The 19,852-nt window shown below is 60.4% G+C and carries 18 protein-coding genes; 10 read left to right on the top strand and 8 right to left on the bottom strand.

Annotated elements, in window-relative coordinates; all coding sequences use genetic code 11:
- Positions 1–24: 24 nt before the first annotated feature.
- The 10 genes from G5332_RS07815 (at position 25) to G5332_RS07770 (ending at position 12,227) form a co-directional block, all read left to right on the top strand.
- Complete coding sequence (locus tag G5332_RS07815) at positions 25–1,065, top strand: rod shape-determining protein (RefSeq protein WP_005340051.1); 1,041 nt, start codon at positions 25–27, stop codon at positions 1,063–1,065.
- Between the two features lie 42 nt (positions 1,066–1,107).
- Positions 1,108–2,001 (top strand): rod shape-determining protein MreC, encoded by an 894-nt coding sequence (gene mreC / locus G5332_RS07810; protein WP_005342907.1) that lies wholly within the window; start codon positions 1,108–1,110, stop codon positions 1,999–2,001.
- A complete protein-coding gene (gene mreD / locus G5332_RS07805; RefSeq protein WP_005342908.1) occupies positions 2,001–2,486 on the top strand; it encodes a rod shape-determining protein MreD in 486 nt (161 codons plus the stop codon). Before mreC ends, mreD begins: the two co-directional genes overlap by 1 nt.
- Positions 2,487–2,488: 2 nt before the next feature.
- Entirely contained in the window at positions 2,489–3,076 is a 588-nt protein-coding gene (locus G5332_RS07800; RefSeq protein WP_005342909.1) for a Maf family protein, read from the top strand.
- A gap of 95 nt (positions 3,077–3,171) precedes the next feature.
- Positions 3,172–4,641 (top strand): ribonuclease G, encoded by a 1,470-nt coding sequence (gene rng / locus G5332_RS07795; RefSeq protein ID WP_005340056.1) that lies wholly within the window; start codon positions 3,172–3,174, stop codon positions 4,639–4,641.
- Positions 4,642–8,535 (top strand): YhdP family protein, encoded by a 3,894-nt coding sequence (locus G5332_RS07790; protein WP_421311211.1) that lies wholly within the window; start codon positions 4,642–4,644, stop codon positions 8,533–8,535. It abuts the gene before it with no gap.
- A gap of 34 nt (positions 8,536–8,569) precedes the next feature.
- Positions 8,570–8,890 carry a Dabb family protein gene (locus G5332_RS07785; RefSeq protein ID WP_042052565.1) on the top strand — a complete coding sequence of 107 codons (321 nt, stop codon included), beginning with the start codon at positions 8,570–8,572 and terminating at the stop codon, positions 8,888–8,890.
- A 25-nt stretch (positions 8,891–8,915) separates the two neighbouring features.
- Positions 8,916–9,749 (top strand): carbon-nitrogen hydrolase family protein, encoded by an 834-nt coding sequence (locus tag G5332_RS07780; protein ID WP_421172672.1) that lies wholly within the window; start codon positions 8,916–8,918, stop codon positions 9,747–9,749.
- Between the two features lie 133 nt (positions 9,750–9,882).
- Positions 9,883–11,331: a metalloprotease TldD gene (tldD, locus tag G5332_RS07775; protein WP_421172673.1), complete on the top strand. Its 1,449-nt coding sequence runs from the start codon at positions 9,883–9,885 to the stop codon at positions 11,329–11,331.
- A gap of 32 nt (positions 11,332–11,363) precedes the next feature.
- A complete protein-coding gene (locus G5332_RS07770; protein ID WP_041209636.1) occupies positions 11,364–12,227 on the top strand; it encodes an SIS domain-containing protein in 864 nt (287 codons plus the stop codon).
- Between the two features lie 68 nt (positions 12,228–12,295).
- On the opposite strand, the gene G5332_RS07765 is transcribed toward G5332_RS07770, so the two are convergent.
- The 8 genes from G5332_RS07765 to G5332_RS07730 all read right to left on the bottom strand — a co-directional run bounded on the left by G5332_RS07765 (position 12,296) and on the right by G5332_RS07730 (position 19,794).
- Positions 12,296–12,931 carry a DUF2057 family protein gene (locus tag G5332_RS07765; protein ID WP_421172674.1) on the bottom strand — a complete coding sequence of 212 codons (636 nt, stop codon included), beginning with the start codon at positions 12,929–12,931 and terminating at the stop codon, positions 12,296–12,298.
- A gap of 41 nt (positions 12,932–12,972) precedes the next feature.
- Positions 12,973–14,046, bottom strand: a complete 1,074-nt coding sequence (locus tag G5332_RS07760; RefSeq protein WP_227341512.1) for a porin — start codon at positions 14,044–14,046, stop codon at positions 12,973–12,975.
- Between the two features lie 102 nt (positions 14,047–14,148).
- On the bottom strand, positions 14,149–15,603 hold the full coding sequence (murP, locus tag G5332_RS07755) for a PTS N-acetylmuramic acid transporter subunit IIBC (RefSeq protein ID WP_041234056.1): 1,455 nt from the start codon (positions 15,601–15,603) through the stop codon (positions 14,149–14,151).
- A 96-nt stretch (positions 15,604–15,699) separates the two neighbouring features.
- The gene (gene murQ, locus G5332_RS07750; protein ID WP_227341511.1) at positions 15,700–16,596 is read right to left on the bottom strand and encodes an N-acetylmuramic acid 6-phosphate etherase; all 897 of its coding nucleotides are present in this window, start codon (positions 16,594–16,596) and stop codon (positions 15,700–15,702) included.
- A gap of 262 nt (positions 16,597–16,858) precedes the next feature.
- Positions 16,859–17,062, bottom strand: a complete 204-nt coding sequence (locus tag G5332_RS07745; protein WP_041209699.1) for a hypothetical protein — start codon at positions 17,060–17,062, stop codon at positions 16,859–16,861.
- Between the two features lie 182 nt (positions 17,063–17,244).
- The gene (locus G5332_RS07740; protein WP_216952760.1) at positions 17,245–17,448 is read right to left on the bottom strand and encodes a hypothetical protein; all 204 of its coding nucleotides are present in this window, start codon (positions 17,446–17,448) and stop codon (positions 17,245–17,247) included.
- A gap of 159 nt (positions 17,449–17,607) precedes the next feature.
- Positions 17,608–18,330: a MarC family NAAT transporter gene (locus G5332_RS07735; RefSeq protein WP_151287145.1), complete on the bottom strand. Its 723-nt coding sequence runs from the start codon at positions 18,328–18,330 to the stop codon at positions 17,608–17,610.
- A 144-nt stretch (positions 18,331–18,474) separates the two neighbouring features.
- Positions 18,475–19,794, bottom strand: a complete 1,320-nt coding sequence (locus tag G5332_RS07730; protein WP_151287144.1) for an MFS transporter — start codon at positions 19,792–19,794, stop codon at positions 18,475–18,477.
- Between the last annotated feature and the right edge of the window lie 58 nt (positions 19,795–19,852).

Below are 19,852 nucleotides of genomic sequence, written 5' to 3'. Positions count from 1 at the left end.
AAATTCTTAGGATTTCCCGTAGCCATGTTCAAAAAGCTCAGAGGCGTCTTTTCCAACGATCTGTCGATCGATTTGGGAACTGCCAACACCCTGATCTATGTAAAAGATCAAGGGATCGTCCTTAACGAACCCTCAGTTGTCGCCATTCGCCAAGAGCGCGGGAACGCCAAATCGGTCGCTGCTGTCGGTCATGCCGCCAAGCAGATGCTGGGCCGTACCCCGGGCAACATTTCCGCAATCCGCCCGATGAAAGATGGCGTGATCGCCGATTTCTACGTGACCGAGAAGATGCTGCAGCACTTCATCAAGCAGGTTCACGACAACAACTATTTCCGCCCCAGCCCGCGTGTGCTGGTGTGTGTACCGTGCGGTTCAACCCAGGTTGAGCGTCGCGCCATCAAGGAGTCCGCACTGGGCGCCGGTGCCCGCGAGGTCTACCTGATCGATGAGCCTATGGCTGCTGCCATCGGTGCCGGCCTGCCGGTATCCGAAGCGACCGGTTCCATGGTGGTTGATATCGGTGGTGGTACCACTGAAGTGGCCATCATCTCCCTGAACGGTGTGGTCTACTCCCAGTCAGTCCGTATCGGTGGCGACAAGTTTGACGAAGCGATCATCAGCTACGTCCGTCGCAACTACGGCAGCCTGATCGGTGAAGCGACTGCCGAGCGTATCAAGCACGAGATCGGCTCCGCCTATCCGGGCGAAGAGGTGCGCGAGATCGAAGTCCGTGGTCGCAACCTGGCTGAAGGTGTGCCGCGCAGCTTTACCCTCAACTCCAACGAGATCCTGGAAGCGCTGCAAGAGCCGCTGTCCGGTATCGTGGCTGCCGTGATGGTTGCGCTGGAACAGTCTCCGCCGGAACTGGCATCCGACATCTCCGAGCGCGGCATGGTGCTAACCGGTGGTGGCGCTCTGCTGAAAGATATCGACCGTCTGCTGATGGAAGAGACCGGCATTCCTGTCGTCGTGGCCGAAGATCCCCTCACCTGTGTGGCCCGTGGCGGCGGCAAGGCGCTGGAGCTGATCGATATGCACGGTGGCGATCTGTTCCACTACGAATAAGACCCAAAGCCGGCCAGCGTGCCGGCTCTTTTTTGACGACCCATGAAACCCATTTTTGGTAGAGGCCCTTCGCTTCAGTTACGGTTGTTTCTCGCCGTCATCATCTCCATCGCTGCCATCGTCGCGGATTCCCGCTTCGGTGTGTTTACCCATGTCCGCGTCTACCTCAGTTCGTTAGTCAGTCCCCTGCAATACATGGCCAATGCGCCCGGTACCCTGCTCGACACCATGTCGACCCAGGTGCAGACCCGTGCCGATCTCATCGAGCAGACCAAGCAGCAGGAGCAACAGCTGTTTACCCTGCGCTCTCGCCTGCTCAAGATGGATCATCTGGAGCACGAGAACCAGCGTCTGCGCGAGCTGCTGGGTTCACCGGTGCACAAAGAGTCCCGCAAGATGGTGGCTGAGCTGCTGTCGGTGGATTCCGACCCCTTCAGCCATCAGGTGCTGATCAACAAGGGGGCGCTGGATGGCGTCTATAACGGTCAGGCGGTGATCAACGATCAGGGGGTGATTGGTCAGGTGCTCCACGTGGGCTCCACCACCAGTCGCGTGCTGCTGATCACCGACTCCAGCCACGGTATTCCGGTGCGGGTGCTGCGCAACGACTTGCGCGCCATCGCCTCCGGCAGTGGCGAGCTCGACAAGCTGGAGCTGCGCAACCTGCCGCGCAACACCGATATTCAGGTGGGGGATCTGCTGGTCACCTCGGGTCTGGGTGGCCGTTTCCCGGAAGGTTATCCGGTGGCGACCGTGACCCGATCCGAATATGTGGAGGGCAAGCCCTTCGCCCAGGTCGAGGCCAAGCCGCTGGTCGAGCTGGATCGGCTGCGTTATCTGCTGCTGCTGTGGACCGACAAGAAACCCGAAGTACATGATGATGAGAATGGCGAACGGGTGGCAACGGCTGCCTCCGCCGCAGGAGCCACTCGCTGATGCTGCAACCTGCCAGCGGCAGGATCTGGATCTGGATTTCGATCCTGCTGGCTTTGAGCCTGTCGATCCTGCCGCTTCCTTTCGAATTTGATCCATTTCGTCCGGACTGGCTGGCCATGGTGCTCATTTACTGGGCACTGGCGTTGCCGCACCGGACCAACGTCGGCACCGCCTGGGTGGCCGGCCTGCTGCTGGATGTGCTGCTTGGCAGCACCCTCGGCGTGCGGGCCATGGCGATGGCCATCACCACCTATCTGGCAGCATTCCAGTTCCAGAAGATCCGCAACTTCTCCCTCTGGCAGCAGGCCCTGATCATCGGTGGGCTGTCGCTGGTAGGCAAGCTGACGGTGTTCTGGGCCGAACACCTGTTTAGCCGGGCCAGCCTCAACTTCGCCTACTTTTGGTCGACGTTGACGACGATGCTAATATGGCCCTGGGTGTTTCTGGTGTTGCGCAAAGTGCGGCGCCGCTTCAATATCAGGTAAATATGAGCAAAAACAACGAACTGCAACTCTATCTTGCATCGGGTTCCCCCCGTCGTCGCGAACTGTTGGCCCAGCTTGGCTATCGTTTTGATGTGCTGAAACTGGATGTGCCGGAGCAACGGGAAGAGGGGGAGAAACCGCAGGATTATGTCTGCCGTCTCGCCCGCGACAAGGCGATGGCTGGTGTGGCGTGTGCGCCGACGGCGTTGCCGGTGTTGGGTGCCGACACCATAGTGGTGCTGGGGGATCGGGTGCTGGAGAAACCGTCCGATCTGCTCGATGCCAAGGATATGCTGGAGGCACTCTCCGGCAAGGTACATCAGGTGATGACCGCGGTGGCGCTGGCCACCCCCGAGCGCTGCGATGTGCGACTGGTCACCACCAACGTGGCGTTTCGCAAGCTGGACGAGGCCGAGATTGAGGCCTACTGGCAAACCGGAGAGCCCTGTGACAAGGCCGGGGCCTACGGCATTCAGGGGATTGCCGGCAAGTTTGTCAGCCGCATCGAAGGCAGCTATAGCGCCGTGGTCGGCCTGCCGCTGCTGGAGACGGATCTATTGATCAAGCAGCATCTGGAACAACACAAGTAATTTTCCGTCAGCTGTGCTCTGCTGCGTTCTTCCTTGCGCGCGTTGTACCGGATTGGCTGTATAAGAATTCAAAACTGGAACAGGCAAGGTTACTTATGTCGGTAGAACTGCTGGTTAACGTTACCCCCTCCGAAACCCGGGTCGCTCTGGTCGAAAACGGTCTGCTGCAGGAAGTGCATGTAGAGCGTCAGGCCAAACGCGGCATTGTCGGCAACATCTACAAAGGCAAGATCAGCCGGGTGCTCCCGGGCATGCAGGCGGCTTTCGTCGATATCGGTATGGACAAGGCGGCCTTTTTACACGCCTCCGATATTGTGCCCCATACCGAGTGTGTGGCTGTGAAGGAGAAGGAGCAGTTCCAGGTCGGCAATATCGCCGAGCTGGTGCGTCAGGGGCAGGACATCATGGTGCAGGTGGTGAAAGACCCGCTGGGTACCAAGGGTGCCCGTCTCACCACCGATATCACCTTGCCTTCCCGCTATCTGGTCTTTATGCCGGGCAGCGCTCACGTCGGCGTCTCCCAGCGAATCGAGTCCGAAGCGGAGCGGGAGCGCCTCAAGCGCACCGTGGCAGGTTATGTGGATGAACTAGGCGGCTACATCATCCGCACCGCCGCCGAAGGGGTGGGGGAGCAGGAGCTGGAGCAGGATGCCGCCTTCCTCAAGCGGCTGTGGCGCAAGATCCTCGAGCGCAAGCAGAAGTATCCCCCCTGCAAGATCCTCTACGAGGATCCCAGTCTGGCATTCCGGGTGGTGCGCGATTTCGTCGGCGCAGAACTCGACAAGATCCGCGTCGACTCCCGCCAGAGCTTCGATCAGCTCAAGCGCTTCACCGAAGAGTACGTGCCGGAGCTGGCCAGCAAACTGGAGTACTACCCCGGCGAGTCGCCCATCTTCGATCTCTACGACGTGGAGAACGAGATCCAGCGGGCGCTGGAGCGCAAGGTGGAGCTGAAATCCGGTGGCTACCTCATCATCGACCAGACCGAAGCCATGACCACGGTGGATATCAACACCGGCGCCTTTGTCGGCCACCGCAATCTGGAAGAGACCATCTTCAATACCAACGTCGAGGCGACGGCAGCCATCGCTCGTCATCTGCGCCTGCGCAACCTCGGTGGCATCATCATCATCGACTTCATCGACATGCAGTCGGAAGATCACCGCCGCCGGGTGCTGCACAGTCTGGAGCAGGCGCTGTCCAAGGATCGCGCCAAGACCAACGTCAACGGTTTCTCCCAGCTGGGCCTGGTGGAGATGACCCGCAAGCGCACCCGAGAGAGTCTGGAGCATGTGCTCTGCTCCGAGTGCCCCGAGTGCAAGGGACGCGGCCGGGTCAAGACGGTGGAGTCGGTCTGCTTCGAGATCCTGCGGGAGATCATCCGGGTCAACCGTGCCTACGATGCAGATCAGTTCACCGTCTACGCAGCCCCTGCCGTAGCCGACTATCTCCATGGCGAGGAGTCCCACAGTCTTGCGGAGCTGGAAGTGTTTATCGGCAAGCAGGTGCGGGTGGTGAGCGAGCCTCTCTGCGGCCAGGAGCAGTTCGACGTGGTGATGATGTAATTGGTCTATCGCTGGCTGAGTCGGGGCTGGTTAGCCCTGGGGGTCCTGTTCGTACTGCTGGCCATGCTGGTCACCCTGGTGCGGGTCGGGGGCCCTTTGCTGAATCAGTATCGAGAGAGCCTTATCCACACTCTGCTCGGCGATTCGCAAATCAAGGTCAGCGTCGATCAAATTGGACTGAGCTGGACACAGTCAGGCCCGGCCCTCGAACTGCAACAGCTCGCCGTTGCCCCCGACTCCAAACGCTATACCGTCAAGCTCGGCAAGGCCTGGGTGCATCTCGACTTCTGGCGCACCATTAACGAGCTAAAGCCGGTGTTTGGCGAGCTGATCCTGAGCTATGGCGATATCACCCTCGACTTGCGCCAACCGGCTGACGACAGCCCTTCCGGCGATCCCCAGCAGGGCGCCCTGCTGCGCTTTCTGCTGACCCAGCTCTCCACCTTTGACATCCACAACACCCGGCTCAATGTCACCACCGCACTGGGCGACATGCGAGCACTCGACATTGCCCAACTGCGCTGGCAGAATCGTGGCAAGCGCCATCAGGGGGTCGGTAAGGCCTATCTCATCAACGGGGTAGGCGAGAGCACCCTGGACCTGATACTCGATGTAGATACGCCACAAGATCGGCTCGATCGCCTCAAGGGGCAGCTCTATATGGGTGCCCGCCAGCTCGATATTACCCCGACCCTCGCCAGGATCCATGCTGGTGAACCCAAGGTGGCCGGGCAGCTCGATTTCCAGCTCTGGAGCGAGTTTGACAGCGGCAAGCTGGGCAACACCCTACTGGCCTTTGGCAACAACTACCTGATCTGGAAGGATCCAAAGAAAGGGGAGATGCACCGTTTCGGCCTCGATGGCGGCAAGGTTCAGCTACGCCGCGATGGTGAAAACTGGCAACTGGCCAGCCATGGCGTCACCTTCAAGCTGGATGGCAAACCCTGGTTGCAGAGCCGCTTGCAACTGGAACGGATCGGGGATCGGGTGCAGGGCTATCTGCCCAGCATAGAGTTCGACAAGATCACCCAGATCAGTCAGCTGGTCTCGGCGCTCTACCCCACTCTCTGCGAGACCCTGCGCCAGACCAATCCGCAGGGTTCGGTGCAGGATCTGACGCTGCTGGCCAATGCCGACTGGCAGGATCTCTCCCTCAGCGGCCGCTTCAGCAAGGTGCGCCTCAAGGCGTGGCAGGATATACCCGGGATGCAGGATCTCAACGGTGAATTCTGGCTCACCCCCAAGGGGGGCAGCGCCAGAGTGGCGCTGGCGAACGACAAGGTGGATCCCGCCCGTCACTTCAAGATGCCGATCCCGGTCGACCACTTCTCGGCCCGCCTCGACTGGTGGCGCGAGGAACAGGGCTGGGTGCTGTACGGGCAGGATATCGCGCTGGATAACCCGGATCTGACCCTGTCCAGCCGTTTCCGCCTCGATCTGTTCGAGCACCCTTTCCTCGCCCTGACCGGTCGCATCGATGTGAAGAATGCGGGCCATGCGGATCGCTACTTCCCGCTGCAGGCGATGGACAAGGGGCTGGTGGATTACCTGAGCGGTGCCATCAAGGGGGGCAAGGCCAAGGGGGCCGACCTGCTCTGGTATGGGGAGTTTCGGGATTTCCCTTATGAGAAAGGTGATGGCATCTTCCAGGTGGCGGTGCCCCTCGAGCAGGCCACCTACGAGTTCTTCCCCGGTTGGCAACCGCTTACCGATCTGCAGATCGATCTCTTGTTCCAGAATGCCGGTCTCGATATGCGCAGCCGCTCCACCCGACTTGGCAAGGCGAGCTCCGACTCGGTGCATGCCTGGATCCCGGATCTCTCCCCCGGCGCCCACCTCTATGTGGATGCCAAGGTGCAGGGGGAGGGCAAGGCCATCAGCGACTACCTGCAGGATTCCCCGCTGGGCAGTTCGGTGGGACAGGCGCTGCGGGAGATCGAGATCCGCGGCCCGATGGCCGGTTCGGTCAAGCTCGATATTCCTCTCGATGGCGAGAGCGAGGTCAAGGCGAGCGGCGATGCCACCTTCAGCAACAACAAGGTGCGGGTCGCCAGTCTGGACCTGCCGCTGGAGAAGGTGCAGGGGCGCCTTGAATATGACAACCAGCAGACCCGTTTCAACAACCTCAAGGCGAGCCTGTGGAACCAGCCGCTGACCCTCGACTATCAGGGGCGCCAGCATCCGGATCACTATCAGGTCGACCTCGATTTCAAGGGGCAGTGGGATAGTCGCCGCCAACCCGCCGCCATCTCTTCATTCGGCATTCTCAACGGCCGCAGTAACTGGGGCGGCAAGCTCGGGTTGACCCTGCCCGACAGCAAGCCGTTCAGCTTCCAGCTGGCGCTCGACTCCAACCTGCAGGGGATGGGGCTGGATCTGCCGCTGCCGCTGGCCAAGAGCAGCGCCAGCCGGCTGCCGCTCAAGGTGATCGCCCGTGGCCGGGATGGCAGCGCCGACATTCGCGCCGTGCTGGGGGCTGATGTGGATATGCAGACTCGGCTGGTCTACGGCGAGGGGGTGCCTTATCTCAGTCGGGTGCGGGTTGATGTGGGCCAACCGGGCGCCCGGGTGCTGCGCGATGCCCCCATGCTGCTCGCCATCAACCAGCAGGAGGCCGATGTCGGTGGCTGGCTGGCCAGACTCAAGCAGTGGTTGCCAGCGCAGAACCAGACTGGCAATGCGGTGGTTGGACCCGCCTTCCTGCCGCAGGAGTGGTGGGTGGATGGACAGCTGGCTCGCGCCTATATCGGCAGTGCCACCCTCAAGGCGGCGCGTTTCACCGTGGGGCCGACCAATCAGGCGACCGAGGTGATGATCGACAGTCCCGACGTGATGGGGGTGATCCGCCTGCCTGCAGTAGCCAATCGTCCGGTGGATGCCAAGTTTGCCCGTATCTACTGGTCCGGCAAGAGTTCGGATCTCAGCCCGGATCCCGATGCCAAGCAGGACAACGCCATCATGGCCTCCATCCCCTGGCTGACATTCAGCTGTGTCGATTGCCGCTTTGGCGCATTGCCGCTCGGTGAAGTGAAAGGCGAGCTGGTGCCCGGCGCCAACAAGGTGACACTCAAGGGGCTGGATGTGCGGCTGGCGGGGAGTCAGCTCACCGGCAGCGTCGACTGGCTGGCCGATGGCAACCGGATGCAGACCCGTGCCCGTGGCAAGCTGACCAGCAACAACAGCGAGCTATTGCTCAAGCGGCTGGGCTACACCTCACCCATCGGCGATGCCCCCGGCTCCCTCGCTTTTGATCTGAACTGGCAGGATGTGCCCTATCGCCCGAGCCTGCCGACTCTGGGGGGAAGTGCCAACTATCAGCTGGAGGGTGGCACCCTGCGGGAGATCAACGACAAGGGGGCACGGCTGCTCTCCCTGCTCAGCCTCGACTCCCTGCTGCGCAAGCTGCGGCTCGATTTTCGCGATGTGTTCGACAAGGGCTTCTACTTCGAATCCATGTCCGCCTCCGCCAAGATCAAGCAGGGGGTGGTGGACAACCGCGACTTCTACATGAAGGGGGCGGCCGGCAACCTGCGCGGCGAGGGGATCGCCGATCTGGTGCGCTGGCGGCTCGACTACGAGCTGAGCTTCTCTCCCAATCTGGGGGGCACCCTGCCGGTGGTGGCGGCTTTCTCCATCACGCCGGTCACGGGTCTCTATGTGCTGGCCCTCTCCAAACTGCTGGAGCCGGTGGTGGATGTGGTGACCCGCATCGATTTTCGCATCTCGGGCCCGCTCGACGCACCCAAGCTGATCGAGGCGGGGCGCGATCGCGCGCGCATCAAGCTCAACCAGCAGCAGAAAGAGGCGGTAGATGCCGTTGCCCCCAGCCTGCCGACCCAAGAGGTGACCCCTTTCCTGCTGAGCCCCAAACACGCAGGGCCCGCTCAGCGCTGAACGAGCGGCCCGGCACCATCACAAGGAGTGAGCCATGATCCGACATATCCTGCTGATCGCCTTCAAGCCGGACACCCAGCCTGCCCGGGTAGATGCGGTGCGTACCGCCTTTCTCGCCATTCCCCATCAGGTCAGCGGCGTGACCGCCGTGGAGTGGGGGGAGAATGACAGCCCGGAGGGGAGGGATGATGGCTTTACCCACAGCGTGCTGATGACCTTCGCCGACGAAGCAGCCCGCCAGCGCTATCTGCCCCATCCGGATCACGATGCCCTCAAGGCCATCTTCCGCCCGGTGCTGGCGCGCATCATAGTGCTGGATTACACCCTGCAGGCAGGGGATGCTGTCACCGTCTGATGGCCCAAGCGACAAGGAGAACGTCATGTGGTTAGCCGCAATACAGCTGGTATCTGGCCGTCACTGGCAGGATAACCGGGAGCAGATCGCCGCCGAGCTGGCCGCCTTGCCCAAAGAGCGGCCGCTGCTGGTGCTGTTGCCGGAGAACTTTGCCCTGTTTGGCGAACGGCAGGGTTATCTGGATGGGGCCGAGGCAATCGGCTCCGATCCCAGCGCCACTCTGAGCGGAGCAACGCCCATTCAACAACAACTGGCCGAATGGGCCCGCGATTATGGCATCTGGCTGGTGGCCGGGGCTATGCCGACCACCATCGCAGGTTCTGACCATATCCACACCAGCTCGCTGGTGTTTGACCCAAGCGGTGAGCTCAGGGGCTACTACCACAAGATCCACCTGTTCGACGTGGATGTGGCGGATAATCACGGCCGCTATCGGGAGTCGGAGACCTTCAGCCCTGGGGAGGCTCCTGTGTTGGTGGACTCCCCCTTTGGTCCCCTCGGCCTCTCGATCTGTTATGATTTGCGCTTTCCCGAGCTCTACCGCCAGTTGGCCCGAGTTGGAGCTCGTGTGCTGCTGGTGCCTGCCGCCTTTACCGCCGTGACAGGCGAGGCGCACTGGGAGCCGCTGCTGCGGGCTCGCGCCATCGAAAACCAGTGCTACGTAGTCGCGGCCAATCAGGGCGGCACTCACGAAACGGGGCGCCAGACCTGGGGCCACAGCATGGTGATCGACCCCTGGGGCCGGGTGCTGGCCAGCAAAGAGTCCGGGCGCGGCACAGTGCTGGCGAAGATGGAGCCCGGGCTTATCGACGAATTGAAACGCACCATGCCAGTGCTGCAACACGCCCGTTTGCTCTGATGGTGTGGTGAAAAATTGAAACGCAGCCGTTTGCCCGTGCTGGAGCATGCCCGTTTGTTGTGATGGTGTGGCTTGTTGCCAACCCGTCGGCAAGACGATTTAAAACAGCTCGTTACGAGAGTGGAGAAGAAGATTGAGTCTATTGAGCCAGGTTAGTGCCTCCCTGTTGGCCCCGAACGACCTCGACGAAGGGCGCCTGCAGCAGCTGCTCTGCAGCCTGATGAGCCATCAGGTGGAGTTCGGCGATCTCTATTTCCAGCGCAGCTGGCACGAGTCCTGGATGCTGGAAGATGGCATCGTCAAGGATGGCAGCTACAACATCGATCAGGGGGTCGGGGTGCGCGCCGTCAGCGGCGAGAAGACCGGCTTCGCCTACTCGGACGAGCTGAGCCTGCTGGCGCTGCAACAGTCGGTGACTGCTGCTCGTGGCATCGCCGCTGCCGGTGCTCACGGCAAGGTGAAGGCGTGGGCGCGCACCGAAGCGAACCTGCTCTATCCGGCCATGGATCCGCTACAGACCCTCGACAAGCAGCAGAAGATCGCCCTGCTGGAGCAGATGGACAAGTTTGCCAGAAGTCTGGACCCCGCCATCAACCAGGTGATGGCCTCCATCAGTGGCGTCTATGAAGAGGTGCTGGTGGCTGCGACCGACGGTACCCTGGCTGCCGATATTCGCCCACTGGTGCGGCTGTCTGTGACCGTCATTGCCGAGAAGGGCGATCGTCGCGAGCGCGGCAGTGCCGGTGGCGGCGGCCGCTTTGGTTACGACTGGTTCCTCGAACTGGACGGGCTGGAGAGCCGTGCCTTTGGCTATGTGCGCGAAGCGGTGCGTCAGGCGCTGGTCAACCTCGACGCCATCGATGCGCCGGCCGGCACCATGCCGGTGGTGCTCGGCGCCGGCTGGCCCGGCGTGCTGCTGCACGAGGCAGTGGGTCACGGTCTGGAGGGGGACTTCAACCGCAAGGGCTCTTCCGCGTTTGCTGGCCGCATCGGCGAGCAGGTGGCCTCCAAACACTGCACCATCGTCGATGACGGTACCCTGCCGGGTCGGCGTGGCTCCGTCAGCATAGATGACGAGGGGACGCCGGGTGGCTACAACGTGCTGATCGAGAATGGCATTCTCAAGGGTTACCTGCAGGACAAGCAGAATGCCCGTCTGATGGGGGTGCCGCTCACCGGCAACGGTCGCCGCGAATCCTACGCCGCCATGCCGATGCCGCGCATGACCAACACCTACATGCTGGCGGGTCAGTACGATCCGGCCGAGATCATCGCCTCGGTAAAGAAGGGTATTTATGCCCCCAACTTCGGTGGCGGTCAGGTGGACATCACCTCCGGCAAGTTTGTCTTCTCCGCCTCCGAGGCTTACCTCATCGAGGATGGCAAGATCACTGCCCCCATCAAGGGGGCGACCCTGATCGGCAACGGCCCCGAGGCGATGAGCCAGGTCTCCATGGTGGGTAGCGATCTTGCACTGGATCGCGGAGTCGGTATCTGCGGAAAAGAGGGGCAGAGCGTGCCGGTCGGTGTCGGCCAGCCCACCCTTAAACTGGATCAGCTCACCGTGGGTGGCACCCAGTAAGCCTCGACGCAGAACAAGAACAGAGAGAAACCATGCTTACCCTGTCGAAAATATCCAATATCAGGAGCCAGCTCTCCCCCAGCGAGCTCAAGATTGCCGATTACATCCTCTCCTGTCCGGAACAGGTGACCCACTTCTCCTCTCAGGAGCTGGCCCAGCAGGCGGAGGTGAGCCAGTCGAGCATAGTGAAGTTCACCCAGAAGATCGGGTTCAAGGGCTTCACCGCCTTCAAGCTGGCGGTCAGCGAGGATCTGGGGCGCAAGCATGCCATCAAGACCGACACTGTCGGTGATCTCTACAATGGCATCGGGCGAGACGATGATCTGGAGACCATGGCCAAGAAGCTGGCGCAGGAGAAGATAAATTCTATTATCGAGACCACTCAGGCTCTCGACAGTGCTCTGCTGAAGCAGGTACTCGACACCATAGATGGCGCCGGGCGAGTACAGCTGGTGGGGATTGGCGGTTCGGCACTGACCGCCAAGGATCTCTGGTACAAGTTGCTCAAGATCGGCGTAACTACCCTGTTTGCCCAGGATAGCCATGTGCAGATCTCCATCGCCCAGACCCTGGGGCCGGGTGATGTGCAGCTGGTCATCTCCTATTCTGGCGCCAGCCGTGATGTGCTGGCGGCGGCCGAGCTGGCCAAGCGCAATGGTGCCACCCTGATTGCCGTGACTTCGTTCCGGCAAACCCAGTTGCGCCAGATGGCCGACATGGTGCTGGATACGGTGGCGGAGGAGAACGAACTGCGTATCTCTTCCATCTCCTCCCGTACCGCCCAGAACACCATTACCGACATCCTGTTCCTTGGCCTGGTGCAGCGCAGAGACGAGCGAGCCTGGGCCCTGATCGATGGTACCCGGGATGCCATCGACCGACTCAACAAGGAGTGAGGCCGGCTCTCCCGCTGCATCATCCGTACAACAAAAAACCACCTGAACAGGTGGTTTTTTGTTGTCTGCTAGAGGTCAAGGGCCCAGCGGATAAAGGCTTTACGCCGCTTGGCATCGGCCGCCAGATAGAGTTCCCGCAGGGTGGCATCCGCCTGCTCCGGCGTAAGTGCCGAAGCTGTATGAGCAGTAGTTGCGGCCTGTGTTGCGAAAATGGGGGCCGGGCTTACTGTTGGCGTATGGCTTTCCAGCAGGGCCTGGTAATCGGTGCCCAGACTATCCTGGCTGCGTGGCAGGGCTTGTAGTGCCAGCGGCTGTGAGGTGCCCTTGTCGTCACTCAGCAGCAGGGCCGGGCTGGCGGCAAACTGGCGGATAGCCGAGGAGCTGGTCAGCACCGGGGGGGTCAGTTGCAGCGTCCCTTGTGATGGTGCTGTAAGGGTAACCAGCAGAGGAGCCGAGGTCACGCGTCCCTGGCTCTCGTTGGTGGAGCGAGGGTCACTTGGGCTGTCAAAGCGCACCAGCAGTCGGGACTCTCCCGCCGGGAGCTCAATGGTCCGGGTGAAGACCGAGGGTTTGCCCTGTGGCGAAGCGAGCAGGGTGAGGGTATCGGCCAGCTCCAGTCGGGCGGCCGTGGCCGGTACGCTGAGCAGCAGGGCAAACAGGGGGGATAATAGTAGGGGAGAGAGCAGGGAGGATCGTGCCATCATAAGACTCCATGAAGGAGCCGGCCCGCAGGCCGGCAACCAGATCAGAATTCGTAGCGCAGGCCGAGGTGGTAGAAGCTCTCGCTGTTGCTGCTGCCACCAAAACTGGTGATGGTGCTACCAGCCAGACCATCTTCACCATTGCGGATCACATAGGCGCTGTAGAGGGAAGATCGCGGGGTGAGCTTGTATTGCAGTTCCAGCGTAGTATCGCGCAGTGCCATCTGGTCGCCCCCCTCGTTGACGAGGTGACGATAGCCTGCGCGGGCCGCCCACTTCTGGTTGATGTCATACACCGCGGTCAGTTCCCACACCTTGTCTTCACTGTCGGCACGGCCATCGCGATAGGTCACCTGATCCTTGCTATAGAGGGCGCCCAACATCAGAGGGCCGAGATAGTAGCGGGTACCGATCCCGGCGAAGCGATACTCATCGGCATTGGGATCGACCTTGCTGCCACTGCTCTGGGCGGCTTTGGTCTGCTGATACGCCACGACTGGAGCCAGTTTGCCTGCATTGCCCAGATCGAAGGTGTAGCGCAGGGCGCCGTTGTAGCCGTAATCAAGATCCGAGGTACCGTTACCAAGGATGTAGGCGAGCGAGAGATCCAGATTGCCGAGGGTGTTCTGGTACTGCAGGGTGCCATCCTGACGGAACACCTGCACGGCGGTGGAGTCCACCTTGCTGGCCTGACGAGCCATGGAGACATCAGAGGCGGCAAACACATCGCCAATATCGGTGAACATGATGAGGCCGGAAGAGACGCGCCCGCCGGTCACCTTGCCCCACTGACCACCATCGATCCCTGCCCAGACGTAACGGGCAGTGAGGTCGCTGCTGTTCTTCTGCACGTTGTTGGCGTATTCGGCTGCATTGACCTGATATTGCGCCATGCCGATCACTGCGACATCGTCATTGACGGTCTGACGGGCGGTAAAGCCGATACGGCCATCGAAGTCACCCTGATCATTGCCGCTCTTCTTGTCGGAAATATTGAAGCCAAGACGGCCGTAGAGGTCGACGTTGGAGCCATCGTCAGCCTGATAGATGACGGCCGCATGAGCGGAACCTGTGCCGAGCAGTGCGGGAAGAACCAGAGCAAGCATGGATTTTTTCATTTTTTATCGTTCCTGTACGGGCTCTGTGCCAGAGCCGGGATGAGTTTGGCCATGACCCCGATTGCTCGGGGCCAGACCTTGGCTAGAAATCCGGAGGAGGGATTAACTCAGATCGACGTTCTTGCAGCCGAACATCAGGGTGAAGAGATAGCCGCCGAGGTAGGCGACGGCGAGGCCGACCGCATAGACCATCATGCCGGGGAAGATCCCCTGGGCGGAGGTCATCAGCGGCAGGGCGACGATACCGGATGGTCCAAAGACGGTGTTGAGGCCGACCGGCAGACCCAGCCAGGAGATCAGGCCAACCACGAAGCCCCCCAGCGAACCACCGCAGCAGGCCGTGATAAAGGGTTTGACCCGCGGCAGGGTGACGCCGTAGATGAGCGGCTCACCGACCCCCAGAATGCCCGGAATGATGGTGCCCTTCACCTGAGTGCGCAGTAGGGAATCCTTGCCTGCCCGGCTGTAGAGCGCCAGCGCAGCCCCTACCTGTCCGGCACCGGCCAGCGCCAGGATAGGAAACAGGGAGTTGAAGCCCTGGGCATCCATCAGCGCAAAGTAGACGGGAACGAACCCTTGGTGGATGCCGAACATCACCGAGATGAGGAACAGGCCAGCCAGAATAGCGGTACCGAACGGGTTGCCATTGAGGTTGATGAAGAGCCAGGACATGCCGTTATAGAGCTGCACGCCGAGGGGCATGATCAGGATAAAGGTGACGGCTCCCATGATCAGCAGGGTGATGCAGGAAGTGAGGATCATATCCAGACTGTCCGGCATGTAGCGGCGAACCTGGCGCTCAACCGAGGCGCCTATGATGCAGGCGATCAGCACGCCGATGATGTTGCCGCGGGGATCGATCTGATGGCCGAAGAAGTCGGTGATACCGGAGTAGATGCCGCTGCTGGCCTGAGGGTCATAACCCATGACAAACAGAGAGGCGATGATGGCACCGTTGACGCCGGAGCCACCAAACGCCTTCTGGGCGTTGTAGCCGATCAGGATGCTGAGGAAGCTGAACAATCCCTTGCTGAAGAGCTTCATGTAGCCGACAAATTCGGCCAGCATGCCCCCTGTCTGCTGTCCTTCCAGCAGCAGGGTTTGCTCGATCAGGGTGGCGCAGCCGAGCAGCAGACCCGCAGCGATAAAACCGGGGATCAGCGGTGTGAAAATGGTGGCAAACTTGGCCAGGAAGCGGTGCGCCGCACTGCTCTGTTTCTGCTTCAGCGCCTGTTTGTTGGCGGCGGCGATGTCGACAAGATCCGCTGATTGCGGGCGGGGGGCGGTGAGGATGCCCGCGTCCGCACTCAGCATGCCGTTCATCATTTCGCAGGCGGTCTGGGCTTTGCCCGGACCAAGCACGATCTGGAACTGGTTGTCGCTTTCAATCACCCCCATCACCCCGGCGATCCGTTTGATGGTATCGCGATCGGCATGCAGGCTGTCCGCCAGGCTCAGCCGCAAGCGGGTCATGCAGTGGCCACAGTTGGTGATGTTATCCCGGCCGCCGATGGCCTGGATGATCTGGCCAATCATGGAATCAGTTATTTTTGCCATAAAGAACCCGGTCAGTCTGATGTGAGGGGGCGGATGCCCCCGCTTATGTTGTTATCCTGTCGCCATTGCTGGCGCGGCCAATGTGCGGTCGGCCGATTAATCTGTGCATTTGCTGATAAAGCCGCCGCTGCTTTTCAGCCGCTCTCGTGCTTCGCTGGCGGAGATATTGGCCAGGATCATTACGATGGCGGTCTTGCAGTGGTTATCTGCGGCGGCGAGAGCCTGCTCGGCCGTGCCACGGTCACATTCGGTTGCTTCCATGACGATGCGCTTCTGGCGCTCCACCAGTTTGGCGTTGGTCGCCTCCACATCCACCATCAGATTGCCGTAGACCTTGCCGGTACGGATCATGGCGCCGGTCGAGAGCATATTGAGGATCAGCTTCTGGGCTGTGCCCGCTTTCATGCGGGAGGAGCCGGTCACAATCTCGGGGCCGACCACGGCGACCATGCTGATGTCGGCCGCTTTGGCGAGCGGGCTGCCCGGGTTGCAGCTGATGCTGCACACTGTGGCACCCAGGCTCCTGGCATATTGCATGGCGCCCAGCACATAGGGGGTTCGCCCGCTGGCTGCGATACCCACCAGCACGTCGTGGGCACTGAAGTGGATATTTTTAAGATCGTTGGCACCGAGTTCTGCATCGTCTTCGGCATTCTCCACCGCCTGCAGTATGGCCTTGTGGCCCCCGGCAATCAGGCCGATGACCAGCTCGGCAGAGACCCCGTAGGTGGGCGGGCATTCGCTGGCGTCCAGGATGCCGAGGCGTCCGGAGGTGCCAGCCCCGATGTAGATCAGGCGGCCGCCTTTGCCAAATGCGGCTGCAATAGCATCGACCGCCTTGGCGATCTCGGGCAGCAGTTGGCCTACAGCCACTGCAACGTGTTGATCTTCTTGATTGATGATCCGCAGCATATCCAGCGTCGGGAGCTGATCGATCTCGATGCTGGCTGGATTGCGGGTTTCGGTAATCATGCTTGATAGGTCAATGGTCATCGCTTCCTCTACTTCAGGTCGTCGCCATTCCCGGCGTAAATCATTCTTCTCGATGCGGGTCATCATGCTCGATTTTTGATTTTTATTATGAGACTGATGTCGCATAATTAATTATTCCAATTATTTTCTTTTTAAAGGAGGTAAAATTCCATCAGAGGAGCATAGAGAGAAGAGGGAGTGACAGGGGGATTGGCTAGCCTGCTTGATGGACATGCAACAAAAAGCCCCGGTCAGTAGGCCGGGGCTTGCAGAATCATCGGTGTTAATTGACCGAGATGGCGCGGGCGTCGATGAAGTAACGGGCTTTACCCTGTTTGTCGATCTGGATTTTGGCGAGCAGCCTCTCTTGCTGCCTGTGTTCCCACAGTTGTTCTATGTTGGCAAGAGCTGGATTGGCTATGCCGAGCACATTCAGGTATTCGTGAAACAGGCTATGACTGCCGATTTCGGTCAGCATCTTGGTCATATGGGCACTCTTCTGGAACAAGGGGGGCAGATAACAAGATAGCCATGTCGAGCTGAATGAGTGCTGTACAAAAAACAAACAGAGCTTCTGGCAACAGCAGAGATAATGCGGGTCAGCGAGTGCGGGATCGCAGACAACAAAAAGCCCCGTTCGGTGGAGCGGGGCTGGCTGGTTATTCGGTATCAGTTGATGGATATTGCGCGAGCATCGATGAAGTAACGGGCATTGCCCTGTTTGTCGATCTGGATTTTGGCGACCAGCTGCTCCCGCTTTTTATATTCCCAGTGTTGCTCAATTTTGGCGAGGGATGGGCTCGCAATCCCAACCACGTTCAGGTACTCGTGAAACAGGCTATGGCTCCCTATTTCGGTCAGTATCTTCTCCATCTGCATACTCTCCTGAAGTTGAGTGGGTATTCATCAACAAACCTATCAGCGTCCGTCTGAATAAAGTCTGTATAAAAAACAAACTAACCCATTTTTGTGTCAATAACATGATCAGGAACAAGATCAGTGCAGATCGTCAGGGACTTTTTGATACCGTTTTCAATCAGGGCTGACGGGCTTTTGCGGCAACTGATCAAACGTGCCGGAAGCCTGCGGTAGCGCCGGTGCGGTTTGCACGGCCTGGCCACCGTGGAAGACCGGATCCTGTGCCACTTCCTTGATGCCGTTGATGCAAAACTGCATACCCATGCAGACCAGCAGGAAGCCCATGATGCGTGTCATGGCATCGATGCCGGTGGCGCCAAGGATCTTGCAGACCGGATCCGCCAGCTTCAATACTCCCCAGCTGATCAGGCTCATCAGGGCAAACGCAGTGACCATGGCGCCATAGATGGTGAGGCGGTTGTACTCGTCAGGCAGCTCGGCAATCTGGGCTGCCCCGCTTATCACCAGCGCCATGGTGCCCGGCCCGCACATGCTGGGCATGGTGAGTGGTACGAAGGCAATGCTCTGGTTGATATCGACCCCGCTCTGCTGGCTGGGGGCGGGGAACAGCATGCGAAAGCCGATAAAGCCGATGATGAGCCCCCCGGCCAGGCGCAAACCCGGAATGGAGATACCGAACAGATCCAGAATCGAGGATCCGATAAAGAAAGTGATGCAGAGGGTGCAGAACAGATAGATGGCCGCCATATTGACCTGACGTCGCACATGTTCGCGCGACATCCCCTTGCTCAGCCCCAGCAGCAGGGTGGCCGTGGTAGGCGGATTGACCATGGGCAGCAACGCCAGCAAAGCGAGAAATACGACCTGAAAGAACATGTTGAGCCTCGGATAGCAGGGATGAATGGGAATACCTTGATCCAGGTGGTCACCTGACTCAAGAGGGAGGCTATCTTATGCTGGCGAAACTGAACATAAGCAGTACAAAAAAGCCCCGGCAGATACCGGGGCTTGTTGTTCGGGTCAGGCCGCTTGCGGCGCTTGCTGTTGCCGGATGGCCCGTTGCTGGAACCAGAGCCAGAGGCCGATGGCGAAACCCAGCACCGACAGGCTTACCACATAGTGGGAGGGGGCCAGCATGTCGCTCTTCATCCAGAGGGTCACCGCCATCGGGGTGAGGCCGCCGAAGATGGCGTAGGCCACGTTGTAGGAGAACGACAGACCGGAGAAGCGCACCACCGGCGGGAAGGCGTTGACCATCACGTAAGGCACGGCGCCGACAATCCCGACCGCAAAGCCTGCCAGCATGTAGAGCGGCACCAGCTGGCTCGTACCGGCCGCCAGACCGTGATAGAAGGCGTAGCTGGAGCCTGCCAGCAGCAGGGAGCCGAACATGAAGGTGAGACCGCTGCCCAGCAGGTCGATCAGTCGGCCATAGACGATGCAGCCGAGGGTCAGGGCAATGATCGCCAGCGAGTTGGCGGTCAGGGCGTCAGCCGGGCTGATGCCATAGACCTTCTGCAGATAGGTGGGGGTCATCAGGATCACCACCACGATACCGGCGGAGAGCAGCCAGGTGAGCAGCATGGAGACCACCACGCTGCTCTTGTGGTTGCGCAGTACCGACTTGAGGGGGAGTTCGTCAGCCAGGGTCTTGTTGGCCTTCATCTCGGCGAAGACCGGGGTCTCGTGCAACCAGCGACGCAGGTACATGGCGACGATGCCGAAGATACCGCCCAGCAGGAAGGGCACTCGCCAGCCCCAGTCACTCACTTCGGCCGGGGTCAGGCTCTTGTTGACCGCAGTGGCGATGAGGGAGCCGAGCAGGATGCCGGCCGTCAATCCCGCCGTGAGCGTGCCGCAGGCGACCCCGACCCGACGGGCAGGAACGTGCTCGGCGACAAACACCCAGGCGCCCGGCACTTCACCGCCGATGGCGGCGCCTTGCAGGATCCGCAGTCCCAGCAGGGCGATGGGGGCGCCGATGCCGAGCACTGCATAGGTGGGTAGCAGACCGATCAACAGGGTCGGCAGCGCCATCATGATGATGCTGAGGGTGAACATCCGCTTGCGACCGATGAGATCGCCAAAGTGGGCCATAATGATGCCGCCGAGCGGGCGGGCCAGATAACCGGCGGCGAAGATGCCGAAGGTCTGGAACTGGCGCAACCACTCGGGAATATCTGCCGGGAAGAACAGCTCGCCGATGACCACGGCGAAAAAGACGAAGATGATGAAGTCGTAAAACTCCAGCGCACCGCCGAGGGCAGCCAGACTCAGGGTTTTGTAATCCTGTCGATTGAGGGGGCGGGCGTGATCGTGTTGTTGTGTGGTCGTGGTCATATCCGTATGTTTCCCATCGGTTTTTTTAGTTATTGTCACCCCGTGCAAGGGGCATATA

This window comes from Aeromonas sp. 603757 (genome assembly GCF_049171255.1).
Taxonomy (GTDB): domain Bacteria; phylum Pseudomonadota; class Gammaproteobacteria; order Enterobacterales; family Aeromonadaceae; genus Aeromonas; species Aeromonas veronii_A.
Note: the sequence above shows the minus strand (reverse complement) of the source record. Positions and strands in the feature narration are given on the sequence as shown.

Coding starts and splice junctions, on each gene's coding strand:
- G5332_RS07815 (WP_005340051.1), top strand. CDS start 25: ATGTTCAAAAAGCTCAGAGGCGTCTTTTCCAACGATCTGTCGATCGAT.
- mreC (WP_005342907.1), top strand. CDS start 1,108: ATGAAACCCATTTTTGGTAGAGGCCCTTCGCTTCAGTTACGGTTGTTT.
- mreD (WP_005342908.1), top strand. CDS start 2,001: ATGCTGCAACCTGCCAGCGGCAGGATCTGGATCTGGATTTCGATCCTG.
- G5332_RS07800 (WP_005342909.1), top strand. CDS start 2,489: ATGAGCAAAAACAACGAACTGCAACTCTATCTTGCATCGGGTTCCCCC.
- rng (WP_005340056.1), top strand. CDS start 3,172: ATGTCGGTAGAACTGCTGGTTAACGTTACCCCCTCCGAAACCCGGGTC.
- G5332_RS07785 (WP_042052565.1), top strand. CDS start 8,570: ATGATCCGACATATCCTGCTGATCGCCTTCAAGCCGGACACCCAGCCT.
- G5332_RS07780 (WP_421172672.1), top strand. CDS start 8,916: ATGTGGTTAGCCGCAATACAGCTGGTATCTGGCCGTCACTGGCAGGAT.
- G5332_RS07770 (WP_041209636.1), top strand. CDS start 11,364: ATGCTTACCCTGTCGAAAATATCCAATATCAGGAGCCAGCTCTCCCCC.
- G5332_RS07765 (WP_421172674.1), bottom strand. CDS start 12,931: ATGATGGCACGATCCTCCCTGCTCTCTCCCCTACTATTATCCCCCCTG.
- G5332_RS07760 (WP_227341512.1), bottom strand. CDS start 14,046: ATGAAAAAATCCATGCTTGCTCTGGTTCTTCCCGCACTGCTCGGCACA.
- murP (WP_041234056.1), bottom strand. CDS start 15,603: ATGGCAAAAATAACTGATTCCATGATTGGCCAGATCATCCAGGCCATC.
- murQ (WP_227341511.1), bottom strand. CDS start 16,596: ATGACCATTGACCTATCAAGCATGATTACCGAAACCCGCAATCCAGCC.
- G5332_RS07745 (WP_041209699.1), bottom strand. CDS start 17,062: ATGACCAAGATGCTGACCGAAATCGGCAGTCATAGCCTGTTTCACGAA.
- G5332_RS07740 (WP_216952760.1), bottom strand. CDS start 17,448: ATGGAGAAGATACTGACCGAAATAGGGAGCCATAGCCTGTTTCACGAG.
- G5332_RS07735 (WP_151287145.1), bottom strand. CDS start 18,330: ATGTTCTTTCAGGTCGTATTTCTCGCTTTGCTGGCGTTGCTGCCCATG.
- G5332_RS07730 (WP_151287144.1), bottom strand. CDS start 19,794: ATGACCACGACCACACAACAACACGATCACGCCCGCCCCCTCAATCGA.